The sequence below is a fragment of the Trinickia sp. genome, assembly GCF_035492435.1.
Lineage (GTDB): Bacteria > Pseudomonadota > Gammaproteobacteria > Burkholderiales > Burkholderiaceae > Trinickia.
Window position 1 is genome coordinate 1 of record NZ_DATJJF010000167.1, and the last position, 19,081, is coordinate 19,081.

19 protein-coding genes and 2 pseudogenes are annotated in these 19,081 nt (G+C 62.4%); 9 read left to right on the top strand and 12 right to left on the bottom strand.

Annotated features, from left to right (window positions below):
* The 4 genes and pseudogenes from VL598_RS12280 to VL598_RS12295 all read left to right on the top strand — a co-directional run.
* Positions 1 to 122 (top strand): annotated as a pseudogene (locus VL598_RS12280) (ABC transporter ATP-binding protein); the annotation flags it as partial.
* A 635-nt stretch (positions 123 to 757) separates the two neighbouring features.
* Positions 758 to 1,375, top strand: coding sequence for a DUF4126 domain-containing protein (locus VL598_RS12285; RefSeq protein ID WP_325326998.1), 618 nt, complete (start codon positions 758 to 760; stop codon positions 1,373 to 1,375).
* A gap of 29 nt (positions 1,376 to 1,404) precedes the next feature.
* Positions 1,405 to 3,966: an ABC transporter permease gene (locus VL598_RS12290; RefSeq protein WP_414718711.1), complete on the top strand. Its 2,562-nt coding sequence runs from the start codon at positions 1,405 to 1,407 to the stop codon at positions 3,964 to 3,966.
* Between the two features lie 14 nt (positions 3,967 to 3,980).
* The gene (locus VL598_RS12295) at positions 3,981 to 4,391 is read left to right on the top strand and encodes a group II truncated hemoglobin (RefSeq protein WP_325327000.1); all 411 of its coding nucleotides are present in this window, start codon (positions 3,981 to 3,983) and stop codon (positions 4,389 to 4,391) included.
* A 4-nt stretch (positions 4,392 to 4,395) separates the two neighbouring features.
* On the opposite strand, the pseudogene VL598_RS12300 reads toward VL598_RS12295, so the two are convergent.
* The 3 genes and pseudogenes from VL598_RS12300 to VL598_RS12310 all read right to left on the bottom strand — a co-directional run.
* A pseudogene (locus VL598_RS12300) lies at positions 4,396 to 4,590 on the bottom strand (GntP family permease); the annotation flags it as partial.
* Between the two features lie 45 nt (positions 4,591 to 4,635).
* Complete coding sequence (locus VL598_RS12305; protein WP_325327001.1) at positions 4,636 to 5,799, bottom strand: patatin-like phospholipase family protein; 1,164 nt, start codon at positions 5,797 to 5,799, stop codon at positions 4,636 to 4,638.
* Positions 5,800 to 5,913: 114 nt separating this feature from the next.
* Entirely contained in the window at positions 5,914 to 6,447 is a 534-nt protein-coding gene (locus VL598_RS12310; protein ID WP_325327002.1) for a DUF1269 domain-containing protein, read from the bottom strand.
* Between the two features lie 816 nt (positions 6,448 to 7,263).
* Between VL598_RS12310 and VL598_RS12315 the strand changes: the two genes are divergently transcribed.
* On the top strand, positions 7,264 to 7,995 hold the full coding sequence (locus tag VL598_RS12315; protein WP_325327015.1) for an alanyl-tRNA editing protein: 732 nt from the start codon (positions 7,264 to 7,266) through the stop codon (positions 7,993 to 7,995).
* Positions 7,995 to 8,660, top strand: coding sequence for a DUF924 family protein (locus VL598_RS12320; RefSeq protein WP_325327003.1), 666 nt, complete (start codon positions 7,995 to 7,997; stop codon positions 8,658 to 8,660). Before VL598_RS12315 ends, VL598_RS12320 begins: the two co-directional genes overlap by 1 nt.
* 1 nt (position 8,661) lies before the next feature.
* Here VL598_RS12320 and VL598_RS12325 read toward each other — a convergent pair whose 3' ends face one another.
* From VL598_RS12325 to VL598_RS12365, 9 genes are all read right to left on the bottom strand, one after another.
* Positions 8,662 to 9,246 carry a TIGR00730 family Rossman fold protein gene (locus VL598_RS12325; RefSeq protein ID WP_325327004.1) on the bottom strand — a complete coding sequence of 195 codons (585 nt, stop codon included), beginning with the start codon at positions 9,244 to 9,246 and terminating at the stop codon, positions 8,662 to 8,664.
* Complete coding sequence (locus tag VL598_RS12330) at positions 9,243 to 9,971, bottom strand: TetR/AcrR family transcriptional regulator (protein ID WP_325327005.1); 729 nt, start codon at positions 9,969 to 9,971, stop codon at positions 9,243 to 9,245. The genes VL598_RS12325 and VL598_RS12330 overlap by 4 nt, the downstream gene beginning before the upstream one ends.
* A gap of 202 nt (positions 9,972 to 10,173) precedes the next feature.
* Positions 10,174 to 10,740, bottom strand: a complete 567-nt coding sequence (locus tag VL598_RS12335; protein WP_325327006.1) for a diacylglycerol kinase — start codon at positions 10,738 to 10,740, stop codon at positions 10,174 to 10,176.
* Positions 10,737 to 11,768, bottom strand: a complete 1,032-nt coding sequence (locus VL598_RS12340) for a glycosyltransferase family 1 protein (RefSeq protein WP_325327007.1) — start codon at positions 11,766 to 11,768, stop codon at positions 10,737 to 10,739. Before VL598_RS12340 ends, VL598_RS12335 begins: the two co-directional genes overlap by 4 nt.
* Before the next feature lie 81 nt (positions 11,769 to 11,849).
* On the bottom strand, positions 11,850 to 12,791 hold the full coding sequence (locus VL598_RS12345) for a UDP-2,3-diacylglucosamine diphosphatase (RefSeq protein ID WP_325327008.1): 942 nt from the start codon (positions 12,789 to 12,791) through the stop codon (positions 11,850 to 11,852).
* A 117-nt stretch (positions 12,792 to 12,908) separates the two neighbouring features.
* Positions 12,909 to 13,466 carry an RDD family protein gene (locus tag VL598_RS12350; protein ID WP_325327009.1) on the bottom strand — a complete coding sequence of 186 codons (558 nt, stop codon included), beginning with the start codon at positions 13,464 to 13,466 and terminating at the stop codon, positions 12,909 to 12,911.
* A gap of 76 nt (positions 13,467 to 13,542) precedes the next feature.
* Positions 13,543 to 14,301: a DUF3106 domain-containing protein gene (locus VL598_RS12355; protein WP_325327010.1), complete on the bottom strand. Its 759-nt coding sequence runs from the start codon at positions 14,299 to 14,301 to the stop codon at positions 13,543 to 13,545.
* Between the two features lie 21 nt (positions 14,302 to 14,322).
* Positions 14,323 to 14,754 (bottom strand): DUF3619 family protein, encoded by a 432-nt coding sequence (locus tag VL598_RS12360; RefSeq protein WP_325327011.1) that lies wholly within the window; start codon positions 14,752 to 14,754, stop codon positions 14,323 to 14,325.
* Entirely contained in the window at positions 14,751 to 15,305 is a 555-nt protein-coding gene (locus tag VL598_RS12365; protein ID WP_325327012.1) for an RNA polymerase sigma factor, read from the bottom strand. Before VL598_RS12365 ends, VL598_RS12360 begins: the two co-directional genes overlap by 4 nt.
* Before the next feature lie 418 nt (positions 15,306 to 15,723).
* Between VL598_RS12365 and VL598_RS12370 the strand changes: the two genes are divergently transcribed.
* The 3 genes from VL598_RS12370 to ilvC all read left to right on the top strand — a co-directional run.
* Entirely contained in the window at positions 15,724 to 17,487 is a 1,764-nt protein-coding gene (locus VL598_RS12370) for an acetolactate synthase 3 catalytic subunit (protein WP_325327016.1), read from the top strand.
* 129 nt (positions 17,488 to 17,616) lie between these two features.
* Positions 17,617 to 18,108 carry an acetolactate synthase small subunit gene (gene ilvN / locus VL598_RS12375; RefSeq protein WP_325327013.1) on the top strand — a complete coding sequence of 164 codons (492 nt, stop codon included), beginning with the start codon at positions 17,617 to 17,619 and terminating at the stop codon, positions 18,106 to 18,108.
* A 79-nt stretch (positions 18,109 to 18,187) separates the two neighbouring features.
* Positions 18,188 to 19,081, top strand: an 894-nt coding sequence (ilvC, locus tag VL598_RS12380; RefSeq protein WP_325327014.1) for a ketol-acid reductoisomerase, incomplete at its 3' end; no start/stop codon positions are given.

The window sequence follows — 19,081 nt, forward strand, 5'->3', positions numbered from 1 at the left end:
GGCTCGCGCTGCAAGCGGCCAATCGCGGCTACGTGATGGATTCCGGCACGATCACGATGTCGGGCAATGCGAAGCATATGCTCGACGACCCCAAGGTGCGCGCCGCCTACCTCGGCGAGTGACGCAGCCTGCCCGCGCCCGAATTTCGCTTGCGGACGCAGTCTGGGGCTGGGTTCATCTCCTTAACGCGCAAGGTAGCCGCAACGGCTGCCACTCGCATGCCTCCCACAACCTATTTCGTCCCGTTGCAGCACTCATATATCGCCTCTCGCAATCGATAGGGTATGCAGCGGTTTTCCGACGACATCCACCGCGTGTCGGTGGAACTACTGCCAGAGCCGCAGAACGCCACGCCGCAACAACGTGCGATTGCCGTGAGCCTTGCGTTAGCCACGAACAAACTTGGTGGTGCGGCATCCCAAATGGTTGCATTCGCTGCCACTGTGAATTCTCGGTCGCGTGCTTCGGCAGGTGAAGTCGATTTCGTCCCGCGACGCGTCTTGCGCTAGGACGTTGCCGCTCGTCTGATACCGAACGTGCACCGCCTCCTTGCCACTTTTGTGCAGCATGGGTGCCGCCGGCGCTTGAGCGATGCATGGGGCCGCCGCATGCCGAAAGCTCGTTTCCCCGCCGCGTGCGCCCAAACTGCGCTGCGTGCTCCCAAGCGGCACATTCGGAGGCATGTCTATAATGGGACAAAGCCGCACGATGGATGAGTGTTCGTCGGCACGTGCGCAAAGGCTGAAAAGGAGTGGCGATGCTCGACGCACTTTCGCTAGGCGCTGGTCTTTCTTGGGCCAGCGGCCTGCGGCTCTATCTGACGGTGCTCCTCGCCGGCGTGCTCGCGCGCCTTGAGATTATTCATCTGCCCGCCTCGCTGCAAGTGCTCTCGTCCCCGTGGGTGATCGGAGCGGCGGCGCTGCTCGCCGTCGCGGAGTTCTTCGCGGACCGCATCCCGGCGTTCGATTCGCTCTGGGACGCCATCCATACTTTCATCCGTATCCCCGCGGGGGCGCTGCTTGCGGCGGGTGCACTCGGCCACGCCGATCCCACGCTCATGACGTTGGCCGCGCTTGCAGGCGGCACGCTGGCGGGATCCGCGCACCTGACCAAGGCGGGCACGCGGGCACTCATCAATCTGTCACCGGAGCCGATCTCGAACTGGATTGCTTCGGCAACCGAAGACCTGCTCGTCGGCGTCGGTCTTGCGATCGCGCTTTTCATGCCGCTGGCCTTTTTGGCCCTCATGGTCGTCTTTCTGGTCTTCTCGGGCTGGGCGCTGCCGCGCCTGTGGCGGGGCGTGCAGGGCGGCTATCGCGGTATCGCCGCGCATATGGGCTCACGGTTGACCTCGCTCGGGAGCAAGCGGGATTGAGGGGCGCGGCTACACACACTCGCCGTCCGATGGCGGCTTTCGATCTCATACGGCAGGCAGCGCGTATGACCCTGCGCGACTGGCGCGCGGGCGAGCTTTCCATGCTCGTCCTTGCGCTGGTACTGGCCGTAGCGGCGCTTTCGAGCGTCGCTTTTCTGGCCGACCGCCTTCAGCAGGGGCTCGAGCGCGATGCACGCCGCATGATCGCGGCCGACTTCGTGGTGCGGGCCGATCACCCTGTCGATCATTCTTTTGCCGATGAAGCTCATACGCTCGGTTTGAAGACGGCGACCACCAGCATCTTTCCGAGCATGGTGGGACTCGCCGGGCCGACAGGGTCTGCCGACGGGCAAGGCACTGGGGTGGGCGTGCGGCTCGCGGCGGTCAAAGCTGTGTCGTCCGGATATCCGCTGCGCGGCGCGGTGCGAATTGCGGCAGCGCCCGATGCACCTGATCGCGCTGCGGACGGTATTCCCCTGTCCGGCACGGTGTGGGTCGATGCGCAGATGCTGAACGCGCTTCACGCGCGTGTGGGCGATCGCATCACACTCGGCGATCGCACCTTCACAATCGCCGCGGTCATTACGCGTGAACTCGATCGCGGCTTCAGCTTTGTCAATTTTTCACCGCGCGTGATGATGCGCGCCGACGATTTGGCATCGACGGGGCTCATCGGCTACGGCAGCCGCGTCACGTATCGCCTGCTCGTCGCCGGCTCCGACGCAACCGTCGCGCGTTTCTCGCGCTTTGCGCATGAGCGCGTCGACGGCGGCCGCCTGCGGGGCGTTGCGCTGGAATCGCTGGAGGATGGGCAGCCGCAGGTGCGCGAGACGCTCGATCGCGCCGGCCACTTTCTGCGGCTCGTCTCTTTGCTGACAGCCCTGCTTGCCGCGGTTGCGATTGCGATGGCCGCGCATCGCTACACGCGACGGCATCTCGACAGCTGTGCGGTGATGCGCTGCCTCGGGCTTGCCGAAGGGGCACTGCGCGCGCTCATCGCATTGGAGTTCCTCGTCGTGGCCGTCGCCTCGGGGCTCGTGGGCGTTGCCCTCGGCTACGCGGGGCATTACGCGCTGCTGGCTTGGCTCGGACAGCTGATCGGCGTCGAGCTGCCGCAGCCCGGCCCGCTGCCTGCGTTCGAAGGCATGGCGGCTGCCCTGGTCCTGCTCTTCGGCTTTGCTTTGCCGCCGCTTTTGCCGCTCACGCGCGTGCCCCCGGTGCGGGTGCTGCGACGGGAGTGGGGCGGTGAGGCCCGCGTCGCGTGGTCCGCCTATGCAGTCGGCATCGGGCTCTTCGGTGTGCTGCTCGTGTTGGCGGCGGGCGAACTGAAGCTCGGTGGCATTGTTGCGGGTGGATTCGCGGCGGCCCTTGTCATCTTTGCCGGCGTCGCGCGCGCCGCGCTCTGGGCGGCTTCCCGTCTTGCGCGCAGCGAACGGGGCGGAGCGCGCCTTGCCGCCGGTGTCGGCTGGCGCTATGCACTGGCCTCGCTCGAGCGGCGCGGCCTCGCGAGCGCACTGCAGATCACGGCGCTCGCCATCGGTCTCACATGCCTGCTTCTGCTCGCGATCACGCGCAACGATCTGGTCGCCGGGTGGGAAAGATCGACGCCGCCGGATGCGCCAAACGAGTTTCTCATCGATATTCAGCCCGACGAGCGCCAGGCCGTGGCCGAGTATCTCGCCGCACACGACTTGCACGTTAAGCTGGAGCCGATGGTGCGCGGCCGGCTCATCGCCATCGGCGGCAAACCCGTCGATCCTGGCGCGTACAAGGACGAGCAGGCGCGCCGGCTTGTCGACCGAGAGTTCAATCTGTCCTACACGACGAGCATGCCCAGTGACAACCGGATCGTCGCTGGGCAATGGTATGGCGACACCGAGCGGCCCGAGATCTCGATCGAAGAGGGGCTTGCAAAGCTCCTCGGTATCCGGCTCGGCGATGTCCTGCGCTTCGACGTGACAGGCTTGACGATCGACGCCCCGGTGACGAGCATACGCAAGCTCGACTGGGGCTCATTCAACGTCAACTTTTTTGTGCTGATGCCGCCCGCTGCCTTGCAGGGCTTTCCGGCAAGCTACATCACAAGCTTCCATTTGCCGGCGGAGCGCCGCGCGATGCTTGACGGCCTTGTCGCCGCACATCCGAACGTGACGGCGATCGACGTCGGGCCGATTCTCGCGCAAATTCAGCGGGTACTCGAGCAGGTGATTGGTGCCGTGCAGTTTCTTTTTGCGTTCACGCTCGCGGCCGGCGTACTCGTGCTGTACGCGGCGCTCGCCGGCACGCGCGACGAGCGGATGAAAGAGTCGGCTCTCCTGCGGGCGCTGGGCGCATCGCATCGCCAAGTGCGCGCCGTGCAGTTCGCCGAGTTCGCTGTCGTCGGCGCCCTCGCTGGCGCGATGGCGGCGATTGGTTCGCAGACACTCGGCGCGGTGATCGCGACGCGCGTCTTCGACTTTTATCTCGACTTCGATCCGTGGCTGCTGCCGGCAGGCATCGCAGCGGGTATGACATGTGCCGGCATCGGCGGCTGGCTTGGCTTGAGACGCGTGCTTTCACGGCCGGCCGGGCAGTCGTTGCGCGACGCATAATCTTCAGACTGACTATGACCGATTCCACTGAGGGCGGCACACCGTCCCAATCGAGCGCATTTGAGCTCGTCGGCGGCGAGGCGCGCGTGCGCGAACTTGTCGACCGTTTCTACGATCTGATGGACCTCGAGTCCGAATTTGCCGGCATCCGTGCGCTGCACCCGCCAACGCTCGACGGCTCGCGCGACAAGCTGTTCTGGTTTCTGTGCGGCTGGCTGGGAGGCCCCGATCACTATATCGAGCGCTTCGGCCATCCGCGGCTGCGCGCGCGCCATTTGCCATTCGCCATTGGGTCATCCGAGCGTGACCAGTGGCTGCGGTGCATGGCCTGTGCGATGGAGGACGTCGGCTTGGCGCAACTGTTGCGCGAACGCTTGATGAAGGCGTTTTTTGACACGGCCGACTGGATGGTCAACCGACGTTAAATCCCAGCGCGCCGAGCAGAAATAGCGGAAAGAATTGCGCAGGGAATCGTGCGGCTGCCGACATGAACGTCTGCGTCTAATGCGCAAGCACAGGCTCGCCGGACACGAGCGCGGTCAGCATCGCCTCAATGGGCGCGAGCAGCAGCACGCTCCAGCCGCGATAGGCGAACCAGATCAGCAGCCCGAGACTTGCCAGCATGCCTGCGAGCCCAACGCTGAGTGCCGCGGACGACAGCGACGGAGCTCAATGGAGGATTCCGTCAAGCAGCGTATCGAGGTCGAGCGACGAGCGCTGGCCTAGGGCGCCGCCATGTTCGTCGAGAAACGCCTGCGTGGCGCGGCGTCCTTCGTCGCGCAGCATCGTGAGAAAGCGCCATTCGGCATTGAGCTTCGACGAATAGCCGAGCGACGCCATCATCGGGCTCGCAATTCTGTGGATGCGCATGGTCGCCCAGCGTCGCCCTTCGTCGTTGCCGGGGTCGGCGAGCTTGTGCAGCAGCGCGATCATGCGCAACTCCTTCAGCAAAGGCGCGTTGAAAGCGACTTCGTTGAGCCGGCTGATGATATCGCGAGCCGAGCGCGGCGCATCCGGCCGTTCGATGGGATTGACCTGCACGATCAATGTATCGACCGAATTTGTCTCTCGGATTAGCGGCGTGATCGTCGGATTGCCCGCGTAGCCCCCATCCCAATAAGGTTCGCCGTCGATCTCGACGGCTTTGAATAACGTCGGCAGACAGGCCGACGCAAGCAGCACTTCGGGCTTGAGTTCGAAGTTGCGAAACACATGGCCCTGGCCGGTGCACACATGCGTCGCCGTGATGAACAGCCCGATGCGCGAGGAACGCACGGCGTCAAAGTCGATGCTTTCAGCCAGAATGCTGTGCAGCGGGTTGACCAACGTCGGATTGAGGTCGTAGGGTGAAACCATCCGCGCGATCATGTCCATCGCGAGAAATATCGGTGAATGATCGAGCGTCCATCGCCCGGAAATTTGGTCGAGCGGAGTTCGCTGGAACGGGCTCAAAACGGCGGCATCCGATACGCGCCGCCAGAAGTGCTCGAGCGCCGTACGTGCGCCTTCCCGACCGCCATGCTCGAAGCCGCTCACGAGTACGGCCGCATTCATCGCGCCCGCCGACGTGCCGGATATGCCTTCGATTTGCAATCGCGACTCTTCGAGCAGCCTGTCGAGCACGCCCCACGTGAACGCCCCATGCGAGCCGCCGCCTTGTAGCGCGAGATCGACTAGCAGAGGGCGGCCACGGCCTGATTCATTAGAAGCAACGGACGGATCGGTCACACCTGCCTCCGGATCGACGGACGCGGCGAACACCCATCCCGGCGCCCGAAACAGTGCACTTACCGCCGAACTGCGTTCGCCGTCCGGCCTGTGCGTAGAAAGCATTCGCCGCGGCGACGGCACCGTGCATCAGGACGCTCGAATGTCGACATGCGCGCCATCATGCCGTGTTGCGGGCTCGCCGCGGCCCGTCAGGAAAAAATGATGCGGTGGCTGCCGTCAAGAGGCCGTTGCGCCAGGGCTGCCGAAATTATCGAGCGCTTTCCGCAGACGTTCCTCTTGGTCATTCGTGAGCGAGGTCTTCAGTATCGTTCCGCCGAAGGGTTTCAGCTCTGGCAGCACCTTGTCGAAATTGACGCGGCGCACGAGGACGAAGATCGCGGACGAACCGACTTCGATCTTCGCGCCCATTGAGCGCATGAAAGTATCGTCGATGCCGTAATCCGATAGCGCACCTGATAGCGCCCCCGTTCCCGCGCCGACAACGGCGCCCGTCGCGAGTCCTGCGAGGGGGTTGAGCAACAGCAGCCCGACGAGCGTGCCGAACATGACGCCCCATGTCGCACCGCGGAGCGCACCGATCTTGACGAGATCGACGGCCTGCTTCAAATGCACTTTGCCTTTGCTGTCACGAACCAACACACAGGCGTCTTCGAGGTCGAGGAGATGCTCCTTTTGCATTTCCTGTAATTTGTTCAGCACGTGGTCGGCCGTTTCTTCATCCCGGAAGCTCACAACGACTAGATCGCTCATGGACTAGCTCCTTCTGGCTCAAGGTTCGCCGAACAAATCACGGCTGAAAGTGGGATTGGGCAGCGCCTTCGCGTTTCTTTCTTTATATTTTTTCTTGCCACAACATCGACCTTGCGTGGCGCCGACGTCAATGTCTCTATGGCGTGCCGGTCGCTGGACTTCTCGCACGGCGGCTTCGCATCAGACGGCTGCTTCAGGACCTTGATGTCCTCTGCACAAACGTCACCACGTACGGCGCACCAGTGATGAGTCATGCGTGCGTGCGCGGAACCCGACGATGACGCGAGCAACAAGCGTGCATCAACTCTGTGGAAAATCGTTGGATCGACTTATCCGCGCGCCTTCTTAGCCAGTCTCGAAGCAGGCAGGCTCAACTCACATTAGGACACTTAGCCGTCGATTGGAAGACGAAGTGACTTGCTTTCGCGGCCCCCTTCCTGGCGAAAGCGGCCGCCTTGAAATTGCTACCCCGACGAATGCGCTTAGACTGATCGGACGTTGCGTTCGCGACAGTGCGCGGAAAGCTGCAACTCGATTGAGCATTTAATATGGCGTGGGGCGCTCGAGTTCATGGTGGCGCGCGGCAGCAGGTAGATGTCATCGGCTTCCTAGCGGTTAAGGCGTTCGCGCCGTCGGAGGCCGTACGCGGCCACACGCCACATGTTAGAAAGCCGCCGTTCCCGACGCGTGACGCAGCGGCTGAAACAGGCCGCGCAATTCGATTCAGCCAATCAATTCGTCCGCAGTGACGAGAGCGAGCCCTTTGGGGCGGCACTCGAGGGCGGACCGATGATCACACACCACGAGGAACCGAAAATGACGACACAAGCGCTGTTCCGTGAAGACGCTTATTTGACCCGCTGCGAGGCGACGATTACGGCAATCGGCAATGAAGGCATTCTGCTCGATCGGACCGTTTTCTATCCATTGGGCGGTGGTCAGGCGGGCGACACGGGGGCGCTGGTGCTCGTCGACGGCACGCGTATCGAGATCGCCGACACGCGCAAGGCGAAGTTTGAGGGGGCCTCGCCCGACGATGCGCTGCATGTGCCGGCGGCAGGCCAGGAAGCGTTGCTGGCCCGATTAGGCGCAGGTGAATCTGTGTTGGCGGAAATCGACTGGGTGCGCCGCTACCGGCACATGCGGCTACACACGGCGAGTCATCTGATGTGTGCGGTCTTGCCGTATCCGGTCGACGGCTGCAGCATCACAGCCGAGTATGCGCGGCTCGATTTCGCGACTGTTGAGCCGATTGAGCGCGAGTTCGTGGAGACGCGGCTTGCGGCGTTTGTTGCGGGGCAGCACCACGTCGGCACCGAATGGATTACCGACGAAGCGATGGCCGCGCGGCCTGAGCTCGTGCGTACCATGAGCGTCAAACCGCCGATGGGGCTCGGGCGCGTTCGGCTCTTGCGCATTGATGACGTGGATTTGCAGCCGTGCGGCGGCACGCACGTGCGAAACACAGCGGAAATTGGTGCGCTGCGGGTCGCGAAGTTGGAGAAGAAAAGCGCCCGCACGCGGCGCCTCGTGCTGGAGCTTGCGTAATGACGGCAGGTGCGAGCGACGGTGCTTTGCCGGAAAGCGCCGTGGCGCATCTTGCGCCAGAACTTGCGGCCGATTACCGTGCGCTTGATCCGGGCGCGCGAGAAGTGCTCGATTTCTGGTTCGGCGAGCCGGACGCCCCGCGATTCGGCAAGGTGTGGCGTGAGTGGTTCCGAGGCGACGAGGCGTTTGATGCGGTGCTGCGCGCGCGCTTCCTGACTACGCTTGAGGCAGCGCGGCGTGGCGCTTGTGACGGCTGGTCGCGTTCGGCGTTGGGCGCACTGGCCTTGGTCGTCGTGCTCGACCAGTTTTCGCGCAACATTCATCGCGCTCAACCCGAAGCGTTCGCGGGCGACGCGCGAGCACTCGCGGTGGCATGCCGGATGGTCGATTCGAAAGCAGACCTTAGCTTGCCATCGCCGTGCCACCGGGTGTTCGTCTACATGCCGTTCGAACACGACGAATCATCCGAAAGCCAGGCGCGCTCGGTACAGCTATTCGAGGCATTGGAGAGGGAAACGGGATTGCGCGGGCATCTCGGCTATGCACGCCGGCATGAGGAGATCATTGCCCGTTTCGGGCGCTTTCCCCATCGCAACGCGGTGCTCGGCAGGCACTCGACCGACGAGGAGCGGGCTTTTCTGCTTGAGCCCGGCTCGTCATTCTGATTCAGACCGCCTCGCGCTTGCTTTTCCATTTATTCAAACCGGACGCACGATAGCTCCTCAGCTTGTCGATGAGTGAAGTGGCCTCGGCATCGATTTGCAGCATCTCGAATGAATGCTGCTGCATGAAACCCTCGCTGACGGTATGTTCGAGCATGCCGATGAGCGGTGCATAGTAGCCGGCGACATCGAGAAGCCCAATCGGCTTGGCGTGATAGCCGAGCTGAGCCCAGGTGTACACCTCGAACAGCTCCTCGAGTGTGCCCGCGCCGCCCGGCAAAGCGACAAACGCGTCGGACAAGTCGGCCATCATCTTCTTGCGCTGGTGCATGTCCGGCACCACGTGCAGTTCAGTCAGCCCCGCATGGCTGACTTCCTTTTCGACAAGCAGCTTCGGAATAATGCCGATGGCTTTCCCACCGGCCTTAAGCACCTCGTCGGCCACGATACCCATGAGCCCAAGGCGCCCGCCACCGTAGACGAGCGTGCTGCCGGCCTCGACGAGGGCGCGGCCGAAGGCACGCGCAGCTTCTGCATAGATAGGCTTGACGCCGAGCGACGAGCCGCAGTAGACGCAAATGGCTTTCAAGACTGCATGCCCTTGGCCGTCACCTTGAGGACACTGTCGCGTACAGGCAGGTAGGCGTGGAACTCGCGCTGCTCAAACTTGCCGGAGACGAGATCGTCGAAAATCTGCCGCGAACGGCCGCGCAGATAGGGCGCCATCATCGAAACGACGTGAACGCTCACTTGATGCAGTTCTTCGCGAATCGCTTCTTGATCGTTGTACTTGCGTGGATGCATGACAAATTGATACGAGAGCCAGTAGGTGGCCACGACACCCATGTTCGTCGCGATCACCTGGATTTCCTCAGGCGTTGCGACCATCTCGCCGTCGGCAACAAGCAGCTCGCACATTTCCTGCGCGAAGCGCACCTTGTGGCTGATGATCTGCTTGAAATGCGTCTCGAGCGTGCGATTGCGCGCGAGCAAATCGTTGAGATCGCGATAAAGAAAGCGATATTGCCACATGAAGTCGGCCATGTACTGGAGATAGGACCATGTCTCGTCAATCGTCGGACGATGGTTCTCCGGCAACCGGAGGCGCTTCTCGATCGAGTGCTCGAACTGCGCAAAGATGCTGTTGATAATGTCGTCTTTGTTGCGAAAATGGTAATAGAGATTGCCGGGGCTGATCTCCATTTCTTCGGCGATGGTAGTCGTCGTGACATTCGGCTCGCCGATTTCGTTGAAGAGCTTCAACGACAGCTCGAGGATCCGTTCTCGGGTGCGGCGGGGAGTTTTTGCTTCCATATCGTCCGGCCCTGTGTGTCACGCCGGCCGGCGACGCTGCGTTGCCTCAGCCCGGCGTGGTTGTCTCTCTGGAATGTAGTAAGCCGATTATAAACCCGTGGTTTGGATTTATTGACCAGTCTAGGGTTTTCATGGAGCAGGCGACCGAAGGTCATCGCCTGGGCCATGTGCTAAGCCCAAGCACCGTTTGGCGCGCCCGGGTTTAGCGATGGCTTGCCAGACGCTCGAGCCACGCGAGCAGCAGGGGGCCGGCGATGAGAACCCAGGTCAGAAGGCAGGTTGCGAGCGCGACGGTCACGGCGGCGCTGCCTAGATCCTTCGCGCGCCGCGACAGCTCGTGGCGCTCGAGGGAAATGCGGTCGATGGCCGCTTCGACGCTCGAGTTCAGCAACTCGACAATCAGTACGATGAGGACGGAACCGATCAGGAGCACGTGCGAGACGGCATCCACGGGCACGAGTGCGCCGCTCGGCACGAGCAGTGCGGCCAGTGTGAGCTCCTGGCGAAACGCGCTCTCCTCGCGAATTGCCACGCGAAAGCCGTGTGCAGAATTCTTGAGGGCATGCCAGGCGCGAGTGGGACCCCGGTTGCCCTTGTACGGGTTGAACGGAAGAGGGGCGAGCGGATCGTCGGGCCCTAACGGCTCCGGCTCGTGCACATCCTCGCCGCCGGCGGATGCACGAGAGCCGTGCACAGCTTGTGTGCCCGTTTCGCCGCGCCGTTGTTGTGCGGCGCGTGCCGATTCTGCGTGGGGCTCGTCACGCTTCATGCGGCGGCATTCTCTTCGCGCCAAGGGGCGCGCACAAGCGGTTTCAGATGCGCGGCAAACTGCTCCGAGGCGGCTCGCCACGAAAACCGCTCGGCCCAGGCCCGGGCGTGCTCGCGATCGAGCTTGAGCGCATCGAGACAGGCTTCGCGCAAGTCCTCGTTCATCGCGCCGGCCCCGCCGTTGCCGAGTACATCCACCGGCCCCGTGACCGGGTAGGCTGCGACGGGCGTGCCACAGGCGAGGGCCTCGAGCAACACGAGCCCGAAAGTATCGGTGCGGCTCGGAAACACGAATACGTCAGCGGCCGCGTAGACTTTGGCGAGTTCCGCCTGCGTCAGCACCCCGAGGTAGTTCACCTCAGGATAGCGCGACTTGAGTTCGGCGAGCGCCGGCCCTTCGCCGGCGACCCATTTCGATCCCGGCAAGTCGAGTTCGAGAAACGCCTCCACGTTTTTCTCGATCGCCACGCGGCCGACGTACAGGAAGATCGGGTGCGCAGTATTGAGGACCTTCGACTCCATGGGATGGAAGATGTCGAGGTCGACTCCGCGCGACCACAGCACCACAGCCCTGAATCCGTGGCGCTCGAGGTCGGCTTTGACGACCGGCGTCGGCGCCATGACTGCGCGCGAGGGCTTATGGAACCAGCGCAGAAACCGATAAGTCACGGCAGCGGGCAAGGAAAAACGCGCTTCGACGTATTCGGGAAAACGTGTGTGATAGGCCGTTGTGAAGGGCAGGTTGCGCTTGAGAGCGTAGCGGCGGGCGGCCATCCCGAGCGGCCCCTCCGTCGCGATGTGCAGCGCATCGGGGGCGAACTCGTCGATGCGCGCGGCAACACGCCTTCCGGGAAACAGCGAGAGCCGGATCTCGGGGTAGGTGGGGCAGGCCACCGTATGAAATTCGAGCGGCGTCAGCAGTTCGACGCGATGCCCGAGTGCAGTGAGCTCGCGAGTGGTGTTCTTGAGTGTCCGGACAACGCCGTTGACTTGTGGCTCCCACGCGTCGGTGACGATCATGATTTTCATGCAAGAACCTCTCTCATAGGGGCGAGCGTAAAAACGGAGATTCCTTCACGCGGCGCGACGCAGCAGGTCACCGCGTCACATTCAGACGGTAACTTTCGCTTGGCGGGAGTCTGCTTGCGGCGAGCGCATCACTGTCCAATAAACGAGCTGCAGTTCGCCTTCGTGTGTTTCGACGAGTGCTGACAGACTTTCCACCCAGTCGCCGTCGTTGCAATAAGTGAGGCCGTCGACTTCACGAATCTCAGCCTTGTGAATATGGCCGCAGACGACGCCGTCGCAGCCGCGCCGTCGTGCCTCATCAATCATCACTTGCTCGAATGACGAGATGAAATTGACGGCGTTCTTGACCTGATGCTTCAGGTACTGCGAGAGCGACCAGTACTGGAAACCAAAGCGGCTGCGAATGCGGTTGAACCAGCGGTTGAGGACGAGGATCGCCGTATAGGCCGTGTCGCCGAGGTACGCGAGCCACTTTGCGTGCTGGATAACGCCGTCGAAGAGATCGCCGTGGACGACCCACAGGCGCTTTCCGGAAAGCGTTGTGTGAAAGGCTTCGCCGCGCACCTGGATATCGCCGAACGCGAAGTCGCAAAACTGCCGGGCGCCTTCATCGTGATTGCCGGGGATATAGACGACCTGCGTGCCCTTTCGAGCCTTGCGCAATACCTTCTGCACGACGTCGTTGTGCGCTTGCGGCCAGTACCAGCCTTTTTTCAGTTGCCAGCCGTCGATGATGTCGCCAACGAGATACAGATATTCGGAGTCGTTGTGACGCAGAAAATCGAGGAGGTAATCCGCCTGGCAGCCGCTTGTGCCGAGGTGAATGTCGGACAACCAGATTGTGCGATAGCGATGAGGATCGGGTTCATCGTCATCATGCTGGCCTCCACGCGATGTCGGCACGTGTGCCGCCATACCTTCGAGTGTCGATGACTCGCCGCCGGCAGCAGGGTGCAACGGGACGGCATCGACCGCGGCACCGAGTTGCCGCAGGAGCGGGGGCGCAGATGGGATGCGGTCCATGGCTTCTCGCGACGAGTTGTACATGCGTACATTGCGCCATGCGTACGTGACTGCCCCGTGACAGTCACAAGAACTTCTTATTACGGGATCGCGGAATCAAGGATGGCGAGCGTGAGCCTACAGCGAGCGCTGCCCTGGCGTGACGACGATGCGCGTGCCTGCCAGACGATCGTGCGGGAACTGGCGATGCGGATCCAGCATGGCAGTGGCAGCCCAGAGCACAAACCAGACAGCTGCCGCGCCCAGAGTGGCGGGCAATGAAAGATGAAAGAAAGGATGCAGGGCGAGTGGCGGCAGGAACCAGAGCCAGGCGAACACGTAGCGGGCGACGGCGCGCATCGGTCGCACCGGGTGGCCATGCCGGTCGACGAGTTGCATCCGCCAGGTTTTCATCGGCAGCGTCTGGCCACCGTGGGTCCAACACCAGACGAAGTAAAGACCAACGACAAGCGCGATCCAGGCAGCGAGCGCCTGGCGATGTCCAAGGCCGCTCGTTTGCTGCGTGAGCGTGCCGAAAAGGAAGCCGGCAAAAAACACGATGCCGAATAGGAGCACGGCTTCGTAGACGAGCGAGGCGAGCCGCCGGCGCACGGTAGGCGGTGCGGCGGTACTCGTCTCTTGTTCGACTGGTAGGGGGGCGTTGCTGGTGTGCGCTTGATCGGTCGCAAGCGCCATCGGCCGTGCGGACGGCGCTTGGGCGCTTATCTGGCAGTTTGGCCGAGGCTCATGGACATCAGTCATGGTGAGGCGATCAGGCGCCCTTGAAGATGGCCTGCTCGTCCGAAGGCGAGGCCGAGGACGGCGCAGCGGGCACGGCGCTGTGGGGTAAGCCCGGCTGCTTCGGGGCGATCGGCAGGGGCGAAGTGGGCACGGTGGCACTGGCAGCCGTGACGCTGGCCGCTCTCTGCGACGGTTCGACGAGACGGTTCAATCCGCGGATCTCACTCTTTGCGCCCGAGGGCGGGGCGCTCACAATGATCGGCCGACGCTTGCGCTCAAGCGCCGCAAGACGCGCCTTCTGATCGGGGGAGAGCGCTTGATACGCCTTCCACGCCTTTTGGCGCGCCTGCGGCGGCAAGGCTTTCGAGACTTGGTAGTTCTCTCGCGCCACCCGTCGCTCTTCGGGCGTCATCTTGACCCACTCCGCCATTCTTTCGTGCAGTTCTTTCTGCTTTTCCGGCGGCATCTTCGCGAAACCTGATGCGATCCGGATCCATTTGCGCTTTCGTTCGTCGCTAAACTTGTCCCATTCGGCGGCGAACGGCGCGAGGGCCGTATGTTGGCTGGGCGTGAGATGAGCCCACGACAGAGGGTTGCGATCGATGACGAGCGGTGGGAAGTCAATCGCGAGCGGGGCGCTCGGCGACGCTGCTGCCGACGCAGGGCTCGGGGCTCCGCCGACGTGCGAAACAGGCCGGGGTGCGAAAAACCGGGGGTAAGTCGCGGCGAACACGACCGCGGAGGCGATCGCGCACGCGAACACGATTGCCAGGCCGCGCTTGTAGCTCACGCCGTGCTCCTCCGCATGCGCTTACCGCGACCGTGACAGATACGCGTTGAACCCGTGATCGAGATACGCGTTGAGCGGGAGATCGTCGTTGAGCATGGCGGCATCGATGTCCGCAAGCTCCGCGGCGCGCTCAGCGTTCTCCCAGTAGGCAACGGCGGCAACCCCGACAACGAGGGCCAGGATCGGCCAGACGCGCAGCGCCCGGCGCAGCGGCGAAACGCGCCGTTCGCCAGAATCGGGGCCGTATCCAGCGCGCACGGCTCCAGCGGGTGCGAAGAGCGGCACGAATGCCGGCGCGGCAACGGTCTCAGGTTTCTTGCGTGCGAGCGCGATGCGACGCGCCGCGGCGAGTTTGTCCAGCGCCGGGGCGGGCAGCTTTGCCGCGTTTTCGTCGAGGGCGCGGCAGACGTTTCGTGCGAACTCGAGCTCGGTATTTTCGGGAGCGGACCTCATAGCGTGATTCCTTTGGCCTTGAGCGCGGCCGCGAGCGCGTGCGTGGCCCGCGAGCAGTGCGTTTTCACACTGCCTTCGGAGCAGCCCATTGCTGCCGCGGTCTCGGCGACATCCATATCTTCCCAATAACGCATGAGAAACGCCTCGCGTTGACGCGCGGGCAATTTTTGGACTTCTTCGTCGATGAGTGCCAGCACCTGGTCGCGCTCGAGCTTCTGCTCGGTGCTTTCCGAGCCATTTTCCCCTTCGATTGTCTCAAGCGGATCGAATTCCTCATCCTCACCGCTGCCAAACGACGAGAAAAGGCTCACCCAGGTGTTGCGCACTTTTTGCCGACGAAAATAGTCGTGCGTCACATTCTGGAGAATACGCTGAAACAGCAACGGCAACTCGGCGAGCGGGCGATCGCCGTACTTTTCGGCGAGCCGGATCATCGCGTCCTGCACGATGTCGAGAGCGGCATCGTCGTCGCGTACGGCGTAAACGGTCTGCTTGAACGCCCGTCTTTCGACGCTCGTCAGGAAGTCGGCAAGTTCCTTGTCTGATGCCATCCGTTGGGAAGCGCGCCCATACGCCGCGCGCCGTAATCGATTGAAAAAAACGCGTAAAACTCGCGGATGCTAGCAAACTTTTTGAGTTGACGGGGCGCGAACGCGACCCTCGATGGCCGAATCGCGGCATTTCCCGATCGGCAAGGCGCCCGCGTGTGCGCGCGAGCGCGACATAAGCGGACTAAACATTCGCGCAGCCAATGGCGCCAAGTGCCTGTGAAATGGCGCACCTTGCAATTTTTGCTTGACCGTCAACGCGCCAGCGGATAACGTCTTTCGTTCGCAACATAAGTGACTGTCTCTTTTGAGGCCGGCCCAAGAGGCCTGCCTGCCAACTGGACGCGCCGCTTGAACCCGAGCCACAAGCCCGGCAGAGAGCACCCGATCAATTTTTTGCCGAAAATTCGAAAGGTGAATGATGAATATGCCCAGCGCGGAATTCTCCACGTCGGATACCACTCGTCCTCAACAAGCCGACTCGATCGGAGCGACCGTGCTCATGCACGCGCTGGCCGACGAGGGTGTCGAGGTGCTTTGGGGATATCCCGGCGGCGCAGTGCTGTACATCTACGACGAACTCTATAAGCAGGACAAGATTCAGCACGTCCTCGTGCGTCACGAGCAGGCTGCCGTGCACGCAGCGGACGGCTACGCACGCGCCACGGGCAAAGTTGGCGTGTGTCTCGTTACATCGGGTCCTGGTGTGACGAATGCGGTGACGGGCATTGCCACCGCTTATCTGGATTCAATCCCGCTCGTCATCATCAGCGGCCAAGTGCCGACGGCCGCGATCGGCCTGGACGCATTCCAGGAATGCGATACCGTGGGGATCACGCGTCCGTGCGTGAAGCACAACTTCTTGGTGAAGGATGTGCGCGATCTCGCGGCCACGATCAAAAAAGCGTTCTACATCGCCCGCACTGGCCGGCCCGGCCCCGTGCTCGTGGACATCCCGAAGGACATTTCGAAGACGCCGTGCGAGTACGAGTTTGTGAAAAACGTCTCGCTGCGCTCGTACAACCCGGTGACAAAAGGGCATTCGGGTCAGATCCGCAAGGCTGTCGCGCTGCTTTTGTCGGCGAAGCGGCCCTACATCTATACGGGCGGCGGGATCATCCTCGCCGAGGCGGCGCGCGAACTGAATCAGTTTGCCGATCTGCTCGGCTATCCCGTCACGAATACGCTGATGGGCTTGGGCGGCTACCGCGCGAGCGACAGCAAGTTCCTTGGCATGCTCGGCATGCACGGCACGTATGAAGCCAACATGGCGATGCAGCACTGCGACGTGCTCATTGCGATCGGTGCGCGCTTTGACGATCGCGTGATCGGCGATCCGGAGCACTTCTCGGCTCGCCCGCGCAAGATCATCCACATCGATATCGATCCTTCCTCGATCAGCAAGCGCGTGAAGGTCGACATTCCCATCGTCGGCGACGTCAAGGAAGTGTTGAAGGAGCTGATCGAGCAACTGCAGCATGCCGAGCGAGGGCCGGACACAGAGGCGCTTGCGCAATGGTGGAAAGAGATCGAGGGCTGGCGTGCGAAGTCGTGCCTCAAGTACGACCGCGACAGCACGATCATCAAGCCTCAGTACGTCGTCGAAAAGCTTTGGGAGCTGACGGACGGCGATGCTTACGTCTGCTCCGACGTCGGCCAGCACCAGATGTGGGCCGCGCAGTTCTATCGCTTCGACCAGCCGCGCCGCTGGATCAATTCGGGCGGCCTCGGTACGATGGGCTTCGGTCTGCCGGCCGCGATGGGCGTGAAGATGGCGTATCCCGAGTCGGACGTTGTCTGCATCACGGGCGAGGGCTCCATCCAGATGTGTATTCAGGAGCTGTCGACCTGCAAGCAATACGACACGCCCGTCAAAATCATTTCGCTCAACAACCGCTATCTCGGCATGGTTCGCCAGTGGCAGCAGATCGAGTACAAGAAGCGCTACTCGCATTCGTACATGGACGCGCTGCCCGACTTCGTGAAGCTTGCCGAAGCCTATGGTCATGTCGGCATTCGCGTCGAAAAGACGGCGGATGTCGAGCCCGCACTCAAGGAGGCGCTGCGTCTCAAGGATCGCACCGTGTTTCTCGATTTCCAGACCGATCCGACCGAAAACGTCTGGCCGATGGTTCAAGCCGGCAAGGGCATCACAGAGATGCTGCTCGGCTCGGAAGACCTCTAAGAAGAAGAGGTGCTTCGCGCGCCGCCCGCTTCAATCCCATGTTGCGCTCGTCTTCACGAAAGGCGATAGCCGCGACGGCGGGTGGCCGGCACCGCATGCATCGACATCTGGACAAACGGGAAACACGTAATGAGACACATCATTTCCATCCTGCTGGAAAACGAACCGGGCGCGCTTTCGCGCGTGGTCGGTCTCTTTTCCGCGCGTGGCTACAACATTGAAACTTTGACGGTGGCGCCGACCGAGGACCAATCGCTGTCGCGGCTCACCATCGTCTCCATCGGCTCGGACGACGTGATCGAACAGATCACGAAGCATTTGAACCGCCTGATCGAGGTGGTCAAGGTGGTCGACCTGACAGAGGGCGCCCACATTGAACGCGAGCTGATGCTGATCAAGGTCAGGGCGGTCGGCAAGGAGCGCGAAGAGATGAAGCGGATGGCGGACATTTTCCGCGGCCGCATCATCGATGTGACCGAAAAGACGTACACGATCGAGCTGACGGGGGCGAGCGATAAGCTCGATGCGTTCATCGAAGCGCTCGACAGCACGGTCATCCTCGAGACCGTCCGCACGGGCAGCTCGGGCATCGGCCGCGGTGAGCGCATCCTGAAGGTGTGACACCGCTTGAGCCCGACGTTTCACTTAACCGGCAGGGCGCAGTCGCGAATTTCACTGAATCTAAAGCTAAGGAACGAACATGAAAGTTTTCTACGATAAGGACGCCGATCTTTCCCTCATCAAAGGCAAGGACGTCACGATCATCGGCTACGGCTCGCAAGGCCATGCTCACGCACTGAACCTGAAGGACAGCGGCGTGCGCGTGACGGTCGGTTTGCGTCGCGGCGGCGCATCGTGGAAGAAGGCCGAGCAGGCAGGGCTGACGGTGAAGGAAGTGGCCGATGCCGTGAAGGGCGCGGACGTCGTCATGATGCTCCTGCCCGACGAGCAGATCGCCGACGTGTACAAGAGCGAAGTGCACGCGAACATCAAGGAAGGCTCCGCGCTCGCATTCGCGCACGGCTTCAACGTCCACTACGGTCAGGTCATTCCGCGCGCTGATCTCGATGTGATCATGATCGCGCCTAAGGCGCCGGGCCACACCGTGCGGGGCACTTATTCCCAAGGTGGCGGCGTGCCGCATCTCATCGCCGTTGCACAAGACAAGTCGGGCGCAGCACGCGACATCGCGCTTTCGTACGCCGCGGCAAACGGCGGTGGTCGCGCTGGCATCATCGAGACGAACTTCCGCGAAGAGACCGAAACGGACTTGTTCGGCGAGCAGGCCGTACTGTGCGGCGGCGCTGTCGATCTGATCAAGGCAGGTTTCGAGACGCTCGTCGAAGCGGGCTACGCGCCTGAGATGGCCTATTTCGAGTGCTTGCACGAGCTGAAGCTCATCGTCGACCTCATCTACGAGGGCGGCATCGCGAACATGAACTACTCGATCTCGAACAACGCCGAGTATGGTGAGTACGTGACCGGCCCGCGCATCGTCACGGAAGAGACGAAGAAGGTGATGAAGGACGTCCTGAAGGACATTCAAACGGGCGAGTACGCGAAGAGCTTCATTCTCGAGAACCGCGCTGGCGCG